13 protein-coding genes are annotated in these 13,826 nt (G+C 40.8%); 1 reads left to right on the top strand and 12 read right to left on the bottom strand.

What is annotated here, in order from left to right; genetic code table 11:
• Window positions 1–34: 34 nt before the first annotated feature.
• From DW019_RS00375 to DW019_RS00355, 5 genes are read right to left on the bottom strand one after another with little or no spacing between them, the layout of a single operon-like run.
• On the bottom strand, window positions 35–1,537 hold the full coding sequence (locus DW019_RS00375) for an LCP family protein (RefSeq protein ID WP_117478359.1): 1,503 nt from the start codon (window positions 1,535–1,537) through the stop codon (window positions 35–37).
• Between the two features lie 53 nt (window positions 1,538–1,590).
• Window positions 1,591–2,709, bottom strand: coding sequence for a CDP-glycerol glycerophosphotransferase family protein (locus DW019_RS00370; RefSeq protein ID WP_022378129.1), 1,119 nt, complete (start codon window positions 2,707–2,709; stop codon window positions 1,591–1,593).
• A 4-nt stretch (window positions 2,710–2,713) separates the two neighbouring features.
• Window positions 2,714–3,106 (bottom strand): glycerol-3-phosphate cytidylyltransferase, encoded by a 393-nt coding sequence (gene tagD, locus DW019_RS00365; protein WP_022378130.1) that lies wholly within the window; start codon window positions 3,104–3,106, stop codon window positions 2,714–2,716.
• Window positions 3,107–3,118: 12 nt separating this feature from the next.
• Window positions 3,119–3,871: an ABC transporter ATP-binding protein gene (locus DW019_RS00360; RefSeq protein ID WP_022378131.1), complete on the bottom strand. Its 753-nt coding sequence runs from the start codon at window positions 3,869–3,871 to the stop codon at window positions 3,119–3,121.
• Between the two features lie 25 nt (window positions 3,872–3,896).
• Window positions 3,897–4,709 (bottom strand): ABC transporter permease, encoded by an 813-nt coding sequence (locus DW019_RS00355; RefSeq protein ID WP_117478360.1) that lies wholly within the window; start codon window positions 4,707–4,709, stop codon window positions 3,897–3,899.
• A 173-nt stretch (window positions 4,710–4,882) separates the two neighbouring features.
• Between DW019_RS00355 and DW019_RS00350 the strand changes: the two genes are divergently transcribed.
• Window positions 4,883–6,397 (top strand): acyl-CoA carboxylase subunit beta, encoded by a 1,515-nt coding sequence (locus DW019_RS00350; RefSeq protein ID WP_022378133.1) that lies wholly within the window; start codon window positions 4,883–4,885, stop codon window positions 6,395–6,397.
• A gap of 60 nt (window positions 6,398–6,457) precedes the next feature.
• On the opposite strand, the gene DW019_RS00345 is transcribed toward DW019_RS00350, so the two are convergent.
• The 7 genes from DW019_RS00345 to trxB all read right to left on the bottom strand — a co-directional run bounded on the left by DW019_RS00345 (window position 6,458) and on the right by trxB (window position 13,823).
• Window positions 6,458–7,729, bottom strand: a complete 1,272-nt coding sequence (locus DW019_RS00345; protein WP_117478362.1) for a CdaR family protein — start codon at window positions 7,727–7,729, stop codon at window positions 6,458–6,460.
• Window positions 7,707–8,585: a diadenylate cyclase CdaA gene (cdaA, locus tag DW019_RS00340; protein WP_022378135.1), complete on the bottom strand. Its 879-nt coding sequence runs from the start codon at window positions 8,583–8,585 to the stop codon at window positions 7,707–7,709. Before cdaA ends, DW019_RS00345 begins: the two co-directional genes overlap by 23 nt.
• A gap of 17 nt (window positions 8,586–8,602) precedes the next feature.
• Window positions 8,603–9,607 carry a hypothetical protein gene (locus tag DW019_RS00335; RefSeq protein ID WP_118442140.1) on the bottom strand — a complete coding sequence of 335 codons (1,005 nt, stop codon included), beginning with the start codon at window positions 9,605–9,607 and terminating at the stop codon, window positions 8,603–8,605.
• Window positions 9,604–10,011: a hypothetical protein gene (locus DW019_RS00330; protein ID WP_117478364.1), complete on the bottom strand. Its 408-nt coding sequence runs from the start codon at window positions 10,009–10,011 to the stop codon at window positions 9,604–9,606. Before DW019_RS00330 ends, DW019_RS00335 begins: the two co-directional genes overlap by 4 nt.
• Before the next feature lie 132 nt (window positions 10,012–10,143).
• A complete protein-coding gene (locus tag DW019_RS00325; protein ID WP_118442139.1) occupies window positions 10,144–11,859 on the bottom strand; it encodes a methyl-accepting chemotaxis protein in 1,716 nt (571 codons plus the stop codon).
• 593 nt (window positions 11,860–12,452) lie between these two features.
• A complete protein-coding gene (locus DW019_RS00320; RefSeq protein ID WP_117478366.1) occupies window positions 12,453–12,887 on the bottom strand; it encodes an Rrf2 family transcriptional regulator in 435 nt (144 codons plus the stop codon).
• A gap of 15 nt (window positions 12,888–12,902) precedes the next feature.
• Window positions 12,903–13,823, bottom strand: coding sequence for a thioredoxin-disulfide reductase (trxB, locus tag DW019_RS00315; protein ID WP_022378140.1), 921 nt, complete (start codon window positions 13,821–13,823; stop codon window positions 12,903–12,905).
• Between the last annotated feature and the right edge of the window lie 3 nt (window positions 13,824–13,826).

Raw genomic sequence — 13,826 nt, 5'->3', positions numbered from 1 at the left:
GCTAAAAAGCGGCCGTTTTATCTCGTGTAATGTCTTACTTAATAACGTCATTCTTATCGGAAGCCGAGCTCTCGTTTTCTTTCGTTTCCTTCATTACTTTTTTCATTCTCTTTGTAATCTTCTTCACGGAATTGTAGTTTGGCTCACAAACATACAGCGCCGTTGAGCGAATCGAGAAGGTCGTCTTCTTAGCTCCTGTACCCTCGGCATTCGCATAAGCAATCTTCCATTTTGCCATATCATTCAACTGCATATTGCAGAGCGATACAATCTTATCCTTAGACATACTTGTCTGGAACATGGACTTCGATTCTTTCAACAAACTTGAGAAATTTGGCAGTACGGAAGGTGACATCACCTTGTTCAAAATTGCCTCAATCATATGCTGATGGTCACGTCCACGCTGGTAGTCACCATTTGCGAAATGGTGTCGCTCACGGCAGAATGCCAATGCTTTCTTACCATTTACTTTGTTATAACCTTTTTTGAACTTATAATGTGTACCGGCACCGTGTGGACCCCAGTCAGAAATGAAGTCATAATCCGAATACACTTCTACACCGCCAAGCAAATCAACAATCTTTTTCAGACTGGTGAAATTGACACGTACGTAGTAATCAATGTCAATGTTATACAATTTTTCCAGTGTATTAATCGAGCAGTCAACACCATAAATACCGGCATGGGTCAGTTTATCCGGCATACCTCCGGAATACGATTTACCGCCCTTACTGTACAGCGGTACATAGTAATCACGAGGTGTAGATGTCAGTAATACTTTCTTTGTAACTGGATTAACCGTCGCAATAATATTTACATCACTTCGGCTTGTCTGTCCAATCTTACCATATACATCAATACCACTGATATAAACATTAAATGGTTTTGTTGTTACATCGGTATCAACCAATTCTTCTACTTCTGACTCAATCTTGCTTGTATCCAGCTCTCTGGTGTCCGTGGAAAATGTCTTATACTGGCTCTTAACCGTATCTACAAAACTTTTATTCATGATAATTGCCTGCACTTCTTTTGCGTACAAGGCATCTACCATTGTCAACGGATCATCATACTCAACCGTGTTCAATGTCTTGTTCAGTTTCTTACTTGCATCCTGAACTGCTTTGTCCGTATTCTCACGGTCCTGCTGTCTTAGAATACCAAAAGAGTAATTTTTAGCATCTGCTAATGTCTTTGCTGCATCGTCCTTCATGACGTAGAAAGAAATAACATCAACCTTTTTGGTTGCACCACCGACATTCTGGAATGCTGCCATACTCTCTCTCACATAGTTCGCACCAACAAGGAACACGGCACAAAACAGAACGGCTAACACACGTCCAAATATATAACTGGAGTTTGTCAGCTGGCTCATCACCTGATAGACAAGCAATACAACCATAATGACTGCAATCGCAACCATGTACTTAACCGGTACAAGCCCTGTTGTTCCAAAATAAATACAAACTAACAAGGAAACTAAAAACTGCAAAATAATTACTACTAAACTAATCTTTCTCTCTAATAATGTTTTCACTCGTAACCCTCCGTTCTCAAATTAGCCTAATAATACGCTCACAACATTATATCTTATTTCTTGTCAAAAATCAAACATAAAAGTCGATTTACGGCATTTTTATCCTGATACTTGAAAATGCGCCTGCAAAACTGCTCTCGTTGTGAGTCATCCTCGTAAGCCGTATGCCAGTTTTTTTCCAGCTCCGGCTGCGTATATACAATCATTCCCGGCACAAATTTCTCATAGTCCTCGTAAAAATTTCTACCATCTTTCTGAAATACTTCATAGTCATACGCATAAAAAATCATTTTTCTTTCCAAAAGGCAGTACTCATAAATAATGGATGAATAATCCGTAATCAATTGGTCTGCCACAGATAACAGCGTAGCCACTCCCGGATAATCGGAAACATTTCTTATTTTATCCGGATACATATCCCATATACCGACAGGACAATGCTCTGCCACGTGCGGATGCAGACGGATAAGAAGCACCTCATTCTCTTCCATACATTGATTAAGGGAATCAAAATCCAAACAAATTTCCGGATTTTCAACCTGTGAATCTCGGAAGGTAGGTGCGTATAACGTAATTTTCTTTCCCCTCAAATCAGGATATTGCTCAAAAAAACGCTCCTGCATCTTCTGCCTCTTAGAATCATCTAACATCAAATCGGTGCGCGGCAGTCCAATCGGGAAAATTTTTTCATCGTCTACACCAAACGCACTTTTATACCATTTTGCCGTACATTCGGAACTGACAATCAAGTGCGTAATATTTTCATTTGCTTTTTTTGCTAGTCTTTTTACTTCCCCGGTATCCGAATCCAAGCCAAATTTCTTAATCGTACCGGTTCCATGCCACAACTGCACCACTTTCACATTTTTATTAAATTTCATATACGCCATCGGCATGAACTCATTATCGAGAAAAATCACCGATGCCGTTGCCATATGAAACGCTTTTCCAAAGAAAAACGAAAATGGTCTTCGTATGCCGTCTTTTTTTGTCAGATACACCATTTTCATGGATGGAAACTGATTTTTTATAGCATCTGCCACAATGCCGATATTTCCCTCTTCGCTGTCATCATGCGTTGCGACAAAAAATACTTTCTGCCGATTTATGGGTAATAGGCGGAACAGATAGAAAAAGAAAGCAAACAGCACATAGCCTGTTTTTTTAATCATTTTCTCAGTCTTTCATATTCAAATCATTTTTAATTTTTGTTGTGGAAATCCCTTCGGTACGCGGCAGGTAAACAACCTCGCAGTAGTCTTTGAGGAAATCAAACTTGCCCTTCCAGTCATCTCCCATAACAAAAACATCGACATTATTATTTACTACATCATCAATCTTCTGTTCCCATGTATATTCCGGCAGCACTTCATCCACATAACGGATTGCTTCAAGAATTTTTTTGCGGTCTTCAAAAGAATGATACGCTTTTTTGCCCTTGCCGGCGTTAAATTCATCTGAGGAAACAACAACAATCAGATAATCCCCCAATGCTTTCGCGCGGCGAAGTAAATTAATGTGACCTACATGAAGTAAGTCAAACGTTCCATAAGTAATCACTTTTTTCATTTTCTTTTCCTCCTATTCGTTCTCACTCATCTTTGCTTCGTATACACTTACTACGTCTTCAACATCCCCCTGTGCAATCAGACGGCCCTGCTCCAAAAGAATGCCCTTGTTGCACATTCTTAAGACCTGACTGGTTGAATGTGATACGAAAATGACGGTAACACCTTTATCAAACATGCTCTGAATACGATTTTCACATTTTTTACGGAATTTCGCATCTCCAACACTAAGCACCTCATCCAGAATCAAAATATCCGGCTCAACAATTGTTGCCACGGAAAAACCGAGTCTGGCACGCATACCGGAAGAATAATTCTTTACCGGCACATCGATAAAACTGCCAAGTTCCGAGAACTCTACAATTTCGTCGTAACGTGCTTCCAAAAACTCTTTACTGTAACCAAGCATCGCACCATACAGATAAATGTTCTCAGCACCGGTATACTGTCTGTCAAATCCGGCTCCCAGTTCAAGAAGCGGTGCAATCTTGCCATTTGTTGTAACCGTTCCCTGTGTGGCTTTTAACACACCGGAAATTACTTTTAAAAGGGTACTTTTCCCGGCACCATTCAATCCCATAATACCAACACGGTCACCTTTCTGAACTTCAAAGCTGATATCTCTGAGTGCCCAAAACTCCTGAAACATCAATTCCTTTTTTATCATTTTAATAACATATTCTTTGATGTTATCAACTTTTTCAGAACTGAGATTGAACTTCATACTCACATTCTCTATTTTCATTGCTAATGACTTCTTCGCCATAATAACCTCCAATTTGCCTTACACCTTAAATATTCAGGATAAAGGAATCCTGTTTCCGATAAAATACAATCATACCAATAACCAATGTTCCAACCGCAAAAACGGATGTATACAGCAATAATCTCATATCAAAAGGCTGTCCAAAAAAGGCGCGGCGGAAATTGTCAATCACGCCAAATAATGGATTCAATTTTACCAGTTTTTGTGTATCACCACTCATGTTGCTTGCGAAATAGAAAATCGCACTGCAATACATGATGAGCATTAACATAACGCTCCACAAATACTCAATATCACGGAAGAATACACATAAGGTCGATAATATCATGCCGACTCCCGTTGATAGGATAAACAAATTTAAGAGCGGAATCACCGTCATAACCATATAACCGTTAATCGGTGCATGGTACTGACCGGTTGCTAAGAAAAATACCATTACACCAACCAGTACAACAAGCGAAATCAAAAATATAATGAAGTTTGCCAAAATGCCGGAAAACGGATAAATGTATTTTGGTACGTACACTTTCTTAATCATAGCGCCGTTTGTACGAATAGAACGCATCGCACTGTTGGTTGCTGATGAAAAGAACGAATACAGCAAACGTCCGGTCAAGACATAAATCGGGAATGGCACGCCTGCAAATGCAGCATCGGTACTGTTTCTTCCTAACAAACTGCCAAACACAACCGACAATACAATCATTGTAAGCAGCGGCTCAATCAGTGTCCATAACATTCCTAAATAAGAACGACGGTAACGAAGCTTGATATTTTTCTTCACAAGCTGTCCCATAAGATACTTGTACTTTAGGAAATTATTAAAAAATTGAATCATTCTCTAGTCCATCCTTTTTATTTTTTCAATCATTTGATTATAGCACCCAAATACGCATTTCGTCAACTATTCTACAAAAAAAGCCAACATAGGATTGACATTTTTTCTTTTTATGGTATATGATAGGTTTCGTAGTTTCAAGTGATATTTTAAGAAAGAATGGAGAATGAACAATGTCAACTTACAATATGGAGAAGCAGCACAAACTTGGCAAACTTCACGCTTTAGAGCGTATTTGCATGCTGCTAGATGAAGATTCATTTCGTGAAATTGGCTCGAACATTACGAACTTAGAAGATGCTTTTAACATTAAAAAGGGACAATTTCCTTATGATGGCGTAATCACCGGTTACGGTACCATCGGCGGACAAAAAGTCGTGATTTACTCTGAGGATTTCACCGTTATCGGCGGTACTCTTGGTAAACAGCACGGTTTCAAAATTGCCAATGCAATTAAAATGGCAATCGAGAGCCGCTGTCCGGTTATCGGCATCAACGATTCCGGCGGAGCCCGTATTCAGGAAGGTGTAAATGCCTTAGCCGGATATGGTGAGATTTTCTACTATAATACAATGGCATCCGGATACATTCCGCAGATTTCGATTATTGCCGGTAACTGTGCCGGTGGTGCGGTTTACTCACCGGGTATTACCGATTTTATCTTTGTCATTGATGAAATCAGCCAGATGTTTGTTACCGGACCAAAAGTTATCAAAAGCGTAACAAATGAAGATATTACAGCAAAAGAATTAGGTGGTGCCAATGTGCACGCATCCAAAAGCGGTGTCGCTCATTTTCATATGCCAAACGAAAAGGAATGTTTCCGCCGCGTGAAGGAATTGATTTCAATTATTCCTCCGTGCTATGAGGATGGCTACCTGCACACAAACCGTCCGGCACTTCCTAAATACAACGAAAATGTTACTTTTAATGAGGATTTAGCAAATATCATTCCAAAAGAAAGCAATCACAGTTACGACATCCACGATGTCATTAACGGAATTGTAGATACAGACTCCTTTATCGAAGTTCAGGAAGAATTTGCAAGAAATGTAGTCGTTGGATTCGGACGCATTAAAGGAGTTGTCATCGGTATCATTGCTGACCAGCCAAAATTTATGGCAGGCGTACTTGACTGTGACTCTTCTGATAAAGCAGCACGATTCATCCGCTACTGTGATGCTTTTAATATTCCGATTCTTACATTAACGGATGTGCCGGGATTTTTACCTGGTAAAGACCAGGAATATAAAGGAATCATCCGCCACGGAGCAAAATTACTATATGCCTACTCTGAGGCCACAACAATTAAAATTAATGTTATTCTTCGTAAAGCTTACGGTGGTGCTTACATCGCAATGAGCAGTAAACACCTGCGTGCTGATTTTGTTTATGCATGGCCAACCGCTGAGATTGCTGTTATGGGCGCCGATGGTGCCGCTGATATTTTGTATGGTAAACAGATGAAGAATATGAACCCTGCAGAAAAAGCAGCTTTCCGTAGCGAAAAGATTGATGAATACAATGAAAAATTCATGAATCCAAGTATTGCTTCCATGCACGGTTATGTGGATGAAATCATTAAACCGGAGGCAACAAGAGAACGTGTTTATGCCGACATCTTAATGCTTGCAGATAAACGCTCGATTGATGTAATTCATAAAAAACACGGAAATATCCCATTGTAAAAAATATCAAAAAAATTCCGGCAGCTGCTCCTTGGCAGTCCACCGGGATTTTTTTAGTTTCTACTCCACTGTCGGAGTTGGTGTGCTTGGTGCATCTGTCACCTCACCTTCCTGACGTTTTAGTTTGACTTTAATCTTGATTTTATTTTTCACCTGCACGCCGGTCGGCAGACTATATTTTAATTCAAGCGTATGCGAGCCATCCGATAATCCGTTCAAATCCACATAAGCTCCTAAATCTCCTACATTTACATCCGCTAACGTCGCATCTTCGCCTAACAATTCTACGGAATACTTTCCGTTTTCCGGCTCAAAATTCATTGTATAATTTTTCGGCAGATTTCTCACGGCAATATCCGAAGATGTAAGTCCCAGCACACGCTGTCCATTCTTCTCAATATCACAACGGACGGAAACCGTCGTCGTCTCCCCTACAATCGACAGCCCTGATGGCAGGTACTCCCTTAAATCAATTTCCTTTTCGATGTCCTTTTTTGCTCTCGCAATCGATATCGGCACCTTAATTGAGACTTCTTTCTCCAGTGCTTCTTTCGTTCCTGAAACCTGGATACTCTCGGGTTTATAATCAGTCTGAACCAGACGATAGCCGGATGCCGGTGCACCTTCTGTCTCCACATAAACCGGTATTTCCTTGGTCGATAAGACCTGGGTTGACACCTTAATTGTATCATTGCTAAAGCTGACATTTGCATCATTTAAAGCATCCCCATTCGCATCATATAATACCGGCGAATATTCAGAATCAAAGTCTTCGCTTTGACCTTTTAAGCTGACCATAACACCTACATGATCAATTTTCTTGAATTTCGATTCTCCGCAGGATACTTCAATCATATTTGGCTTTGCTGTCATCTCACCGAGTACGTAATTCTCACTCAATTCACCCTCGTAATCCACCTCAACTTTGAAACTCTTTGTGATGCGCTTTTCAAGGGCCACTTTAAGAACAGCATTATTCCAATCCACATCAACACTGGAAGTTGATTCCTTATTTAGCTTTACATTAATACTGACTGCATTTACTTTTGACAATTCGCTCAAATCAGCCGTTGCTGTAAAATCAGACTCCTTTAATGTCTCTACAAAACTTCGTTTTCCTTTTACCGTAACCTTAACCGTATCACCATCCACAATATCATAGACTTGATTTGCCGATGTGATTACATTTTCATTTAATATTTGTACCGGTATGTCATAAAATGTTTTTGATGTCGTCGGGTCCGTTATATTAATGATAACCAGCCAAAACAAAAAAGCGACAATCACCGATACAATTTTAAGCATTAATTTACTGGTCAGTTTCTTTTTCATCTTTTTTGCGCCCCTTCCACCATTTCATTTTTCCTTCATCCGGATTTCTTTTAGCAGCTTCCTGCAAACGTATCATCAGTGTATCCGCATCCACTTTCCGATAAAGTTTACCATCACAAGCCAATGAAACAAAACCTGTTTCCTCCGAAACAATAATAGTAAGAGAATCCGACACTTCGCTGATGCCAAGACCGGCACGGTGTCTCGTTCCCAATTCCTTGCTTACTGCCAGATTGTTAGACAGTGGCAGATAACACGTCGCTGACACAATCCGGTTATCGCGTAAAATCACTGCTCCATCATGAAGCGGTGTATTATGCTCAAAAATATTTACTAATAACTGACTGCTGATTTTTGCACCAATCGGAATTCCGGTTCTCTCATACTCGCGGCACTGGATTTCTTTCTCCACAACAATCAATGCGCCCGTTTTCACACGTGCCATATCATAAACAGCCTTTATCACGGCTTCAATGCTTTCTGCCGAATATCTCTCATTTTTCGACTTTTGATTATCAAAGGTCAGTGAGCTTAAAATCTTTTTTCTTCCAAGCTGCTCCAGAGCATTTCTAAGTTCCGGCTGAAAAATGACAACAAGTGCCATAATTCCGACTACCATCGCATTCTGGAATACCCAGAGCACAACATTCATTTCCAACACAAGTGCCACTAAGAAAATAATTCCAAGAATCACCATACCTTTTAGCAAAACCCATGCTCTCGTATCTTTTATCCACAAAATAATGTGATAAAAGGCAAAGGCTATGATGGCAATTTCAAGCACATCTGTAATCGTAAAGTCGGGAATCGTAAGCCACGCCACATAATCCCTAAAAAAACTAATGATTGTGTTCATCCGCCACACGCTCCAATCTATTCAAAATTATTAAAATCATTTTCCAATTCTTTCTCCAATTCACTTCTTAAATCCTGATTTTCATCATCCTCGTCCGGGACAATTCTTGTCACTGTCTTATCAACGGCGGCAACTTTAATCTTCGGAACTGCTGTCACATAATAATAATATTCATCATCTTCAAACTGTAGCTTACGTGTTCCATGGTAATCCAGTGTCAATCGAAAAAACTGTATCATGTAAGCAACCAGCATACAGACGACAATAGATACAACCATCGGCAGTAAATCCACATTTAACTCTAAAAAAATATTAGCAAAAAGCAAAATGGATAAGTTTAATATGGCTCCTACCAAAATTGCTATCTGCGAAGCATACTGTATCTTACTTCTCCGAATCAGATACACACAAATAAATGTCAGCACAAATGCCGCTAACAATGTGTACAAAAGTAAATTTCCCCGCAAATAATCCAAAAGGTACTTCAGCGGTTCAAAAAAAGTACTCTCCTGCGTCATACGTGATGCCGCCAGTGCATATTCCTGCACACCGCACAGTACAAAATAAAAAAATACGCTGGATATCAATGCCGGAATCATCACCGGTGAAAAGAACAAGCCGCCCACAATCGGAACCAAATAGCTAATCTGAAGGACACTCAGCACCGGAACCGATGCCAGCACTACACTCTGGCGATTCGCAAGCCGTCCAAACAACAGATAGTAAATCAACACAATCAGCAAAATGGCAACCGCAATCAGTTCAGAAACCTGAAATACTTCAATTTCCGTCACGAGGAAAACACACAGAGGCGATGCCATATCCGGTGTAACCGCACAAATCACGGCAAGAAGAAGCACAATCCAGTGATTGGCAAGAAACGCCTGATAATTCAACTGACTGGTGATAATCATCAAAGTTATAATCATTAAAACAGCCTTTCCAAAGCACCTCAAAATCCGGTAATGCTTTTCGAAAAACCCCTTTAACCTGCTTTTCAGGGTAAGCAAAGCCATCATCATAACGTTTCCTCCTCTCCCTCTTTTTCATATAGTTCCTCTAATTCCATCAACGTAACATAATATTCTTTTACTCTTGCACGCGATTCATCATACGCACGCCCGGCAATTCTAGCAGTAAAAATCACAAAAAGAATCTCCGCCGCCACAAATACAATACCGCCATAAATAAGTATCGTCCGGTAAGGAAGCTCCCAGACATGCTGCATAACGTAATCCATGTGGTATAAAACTGATAAAAGAATACCCAAAACAAAAGCAACAAATACTGCCAATATTGTCTTCAATATCTGCATACGCACATAATCCATCCGCCAATAGTGGGTTCGCTTCAAATCAGAGCTGCCTATTCCCTTTTCATAATCCGCCAATCGTATCATTTTACGAATTCTTTCTTCACTTAGCAAATAAACACCTCCTGATTCATATTTTATCACAAAAAATAGTGATAGAAAAGTGTCATTTTAATGGAAAAACAAAAAAACAAGGAAGCCGCAAAGGTTTCCCTGTTTTTCGTTTTTATTTCATCTTTTTCGCGTTTAAAGGTCAAAATGTTTTGTATTTTCAGCCAATTCTTCTGACAGTTTGCGAAGTTCTCCGGTCGCTTTATTGCACACCGAAAGAATTTCATTAAACTCAAGCATAGATGCTGAGGTTTCTTCCGTGCTGGCTGCATTTTCTTCTGCAATTGCTGCCAATCCATCAACAATTGATGTAACCTTATTTTTCTTATCCTCTAGAGCTTCTGCCTGCTTACGAATCTTTTCAATGGCATCTGCCACTGTGCCAATCTCATTATGTAACAGATTGAACATCTGGCTTGTTTCCGAAAGCTTGTCATTTTGAACACCAATCTTATCCATTACCTTACTCATCGTCTGAACGCTTGTATCAGAATTCACCAAAAGTGTATCCACAATTTCAACAATCTTTTCTGCCGACTGGCGGGACTGCTCAGAAAGGGCACGAATCTCATCTGCCACAACAGCAAATCCTTTACCGTGTTCACCTGCTCTCGCCGCCTCGATACTCGCATTTAAGGACAACAAATTCGTCTGAGCAGCAATATCCGTAATCAATTCAGTTGCTTCTTTAATCTGTTTTGCCGACTGGTTCGTTAAATCGGTCTGCTTCTGTACTTCAATAACTGACTGCTTTGTCTGCTCACTAATCGCATTTAATTCTTCCAGATTACTGCCGGCGGTCTCATTATATTCTTCCATCTTCTCAGAACTAGCATGAAGGTTCTCCACATTTGCCGAAGTCTCCTCCAACGCCTGTCCCATCTCAGCAACCTGCTGGTTCGCACTCATCGTTTCATCCGCCTGGCTGGTCGCACCGGAAGCAATTTCCTCAACTGCCGTATTTACACTGTCAACCGAATCCGTAATATTCGCAAAGGATTCCGCAAACTGATTTGAAAAACCATCCAGTGCTTTCGCAGAAGATGTAATGTTTGTAAGAATCTCGCGGAGCGAATGAATCAAACTCTGAATCGCTCTTGCAATATCACCAACCTCGTCGCCTCGTTCCAAAAGTACCGGCTTCATCTCAAACTGAAGGGCACCTTTTGCCACATTACCAAGATTTGACACGGCACCATCAATACTCTTTACAATACGTTTCACCATAAAAAGTACAATAATAAATGCCGCCAAAAAAATTGTCAACATAACAACCGCCATTGATATAATGGTATTTCTGAGACTCTGTGTCACCTGATTCTGGGTACGTCCGCAGAATACACTACCGGCAACCTCTTTCGTACCCGGCTGGTAGAGTGGCACATAATAGCCATAATAATCTGTTCCCAGCACATCTATATTTGTTGCAAAATACTCTTCACCTTTTTTCAAGGTATCATAAACCTCGGATGACATTTTTGTATTAATTTCACGTTTTCCGGATTCATCTTTTAATGTTGTCACTTCTCTGACATCACCAAAAAACAATGATACTTCAACTTCCTGCTCATTTTTTAGCTGGTCGACCAGTTTATAATTTCCACTCAACATCGTATTGCCCTTATAGAGATTATCCCCCTTCATGACAAACTTTTCATTCCCCTCAGTTGCCAAATATGTCTGTCGTAAACTTCTGGCAATACCGCTTATCTCTCGTTTTACTAAATCTTCAGATAAATCACTTTGTTTATATGCACTCAACAAAATTCCGGCAATCGTTATCAGAAAAATCGGAATAACCACCGTCAGACTTAATTTCAACGCAAGACGTGCACCTTTTTTTTGATTCACAAAAATTCCCCCTTTTGATAAATTAAAACTATAATATATAAATATTGTGCTATACTATTATAACATCTTTCTTCTTTTGATACAAGAGATAAGTTGTTATTGTTGCGTTTTGAATAATCAAAGTACGCAGGAAAAGTTGTTTGTGTCAAGTGTTCGTTGGCACTTTTTTGTTTTCCGTAATTCCGTAGAAAAGCGTTGCGTCTCGTGGGCGCTCCCGCTAATTGAGTGCGTAGCGGTATGGGCACTGAAATTACCAGTGCCACATACCGACGTACTCAAACCCACGAGTCACAAAGTTTTTCTACGAAATTACTGGAATTCAAAGCAACTGACCGCGAACATTTACCACAAGCCAACCATCCATCCCCCACAATTGGTCTATAGCAAAAGTTTTCCTACATTATCTAAAAGGATGATTTTTTTCAGCACACCACAATCGGCAGGGAAAAGTTTTGAGTGGAATGCGTTATATGTGCGTGGGTATCTGATATGCGTATTGTGCATATCGATACCCCTACGCACATATCAGCGGGAGCGGCGCATGACACTCAAACTTTTCCCTGCCGACTGTGAAGTCCTGAAAAACTCTCCTCCTAAATAATGTAGGAAAACGTCTCTCTCTCATGATACTGCCGCACCAATTCAGCGAGTGTAACTCTCTCAAGCACATCATCTACAGCATGATCCACTTCCTGACCCAAATCGCGAACCAGTGCATTCATCGTGCGGTTGTTTTCACTTTCTCTGTAGCCATCCAAATCCACGGCATTTCGCTGTCCCTCAATGGCACCGACCACATCTTTAGCGGTACATCGTCTGGTTTCTTCCGGAAGATAATAGCCGCCCTTGCTGCCGCGAATCACGCGCACAATCCCGGCGTGACGCAGTTTAGAAGCTACCTGTTCCATATATTTCTCTGACAAATCGTATTCCTTAGCCACCTGTTTGACCGTCACCGTACTGCCATCATGCAGTGCAAGGTCAATCAGAAAAAATAATGCATACTGGCCCTTTCTCGTAATATACATAACAACCCCTCTTTCCTAATTTCTATCCTGCTCCAAAGAAGCAATTGCCACGGCACCATCGGAAACCGCTGTAATAACCTGACGAAGCGGTTTGGTTCTCACATCGCCTGCCACATAAATTCCCGGCACATTCGTCCGGCAGTCCTCCCCGGCACAAATATAGCCGGCATCATTTCTCTCAACTACATCCTTCACAAATGCTGTCTGCGGCTCCATGCCAACAGCAATGAAAATACCGGATAACTCAATTTCTTTTTCCTCCCCGGTCTGGTTCTGTGTAAGAATCACTTTCTGTACCATACCGTCTCCGGCAATTTCTTTCACTTCATAATAAGGAAGAAATTCGATATTTTCCGCTGCCATCACTTTTTCGGAAAGTTCCTTAGCCGCGCGAAGACCTTCCCTGCGGTGAATCAAATACACTTTTTCACAAAGATTTGCCAGATACAGCGCATCCTCTAACGCCACATCACCACCGCCGACAACCGCCGTCGTTTTATTCTTAAAAAATGCACCATCGCAGGTTGCACAGTACGAAACGCCTGCACCGGTCAATTCTTCTTCCCCTTTTACGGAAAGTTTTTTATGCCCTGCACCGGTTGCCACTAACACATTTTTTGTGCAGATGGTTTCACCGTCTTCTAAATGCACTTTTTTATATTCGGATTCATTTTCCACGGAACTCACTTCTGCGTCTATAAACGGAACAGAAAGTGCATCCGCATGTTCTCTGAATTTCATTGCCAGCGAATATCCGGATTCTCCGTAAAGTCCCAGATAATTGTCCACACGTTCCGTCGTCACAATCTGTCCGCCGCTAAATCCTGCCTTCTCAATGACAACAACATCTAACATTGCACGTTTTGCATAAACGGCCGCTGACAAGCCCGCCGGTCCGCTTCCTATAATTACCAAATCTTTTACCTGTTCTGCCATCGT

This window comes from Clostridium sp. AF37-5 (assembly GCF_003477605.1).
In the GTDB taxonomy this organism is placed as follows: domain Bacteria; phylum Bacillota; class Clostridia; order Lachnospirales; family Lachnospiraceae; genus Eubacterium_F.
This window is presented reverse-complemented; position numbering and strand designations above follow the sequence as displayed.

What these genes read in the sequence shown, in the direction of transcription:
- DW019_RS00320 (WP_117478366.1), bottom strand. Translation starts at nt 12,887, where the DNA reads ATGTATATTACGAGAAAGGGCCAGTATGCATTATTTTTTCTGATTGAC.
- DW019_RS00355 (WP_117478360.1), bottom strand. Translation starts at nt 4,709, where the DNA reads ATGATTCAATTTTTTAATAATTTCCTAAAGTACAAGTATCTTATGGGA.
- trxB (WP_022378140.1), bottom strand. Translation starts at nt 13,823, where the DNA reads ATGGCAGAACAGGTAAAAGATTTGGTAATTATAGGAAGCGGACCGGCG.
- DW019_RS00335 (WP_118442140.1), bottom strand. Translation starts at nt 9,607, where the DNA reads ATGATGATGGCTTTGCTTACCCTGAAAAGCAGGTTAAAGGGGTTTTTC.
- tagD (WP_022378130.1), bottom strand. Translation starts at nt 3,106, where the DNA reads ATGAAAAAAGTGATTACTTATGGAACGTTTGACTTACTTCATGTAGGT.
- DW019_RS00345 (WP_117478362.1), bottom strand. Translation starts at nt 7,729, where the DNA reads ATGAAAAAGAAACTGACCAGTAAATTAATGCTTAAAATTGTATCGGTG.
- DW019_RS00350 (WP_022378133.1), top strand. Translation starts at nt 4,883, where the DNA reads ATGTCAACTTACAATATGGAGAAGCAGCACAAACTTGGCAAACTTCAC.
- cdaA (WP_022378135.1), bottom strand. Translation starts at nt 8,585, where the DNA reads ATGAACACAATCATTAGTTTTTTTAGGGATTATGTGGCGTGGCTTACG.
- DW019_RS00360 (WP_022378131.1), bottom strand. Translation starts at nt 3,871, where the DNA reads ATGGCGAAGAAGTCATTAGCAATGAAAATAGAGAATGTGAGTATGAAG.
- DW019_RS00370 (WP_022378129.1), bottom strand. Translation starts at nt 2,709, where the DNA reads ATGATTAAAAAAACAGGCTATGTGCTGTTTGCTTTCTTTTTCTATCTG.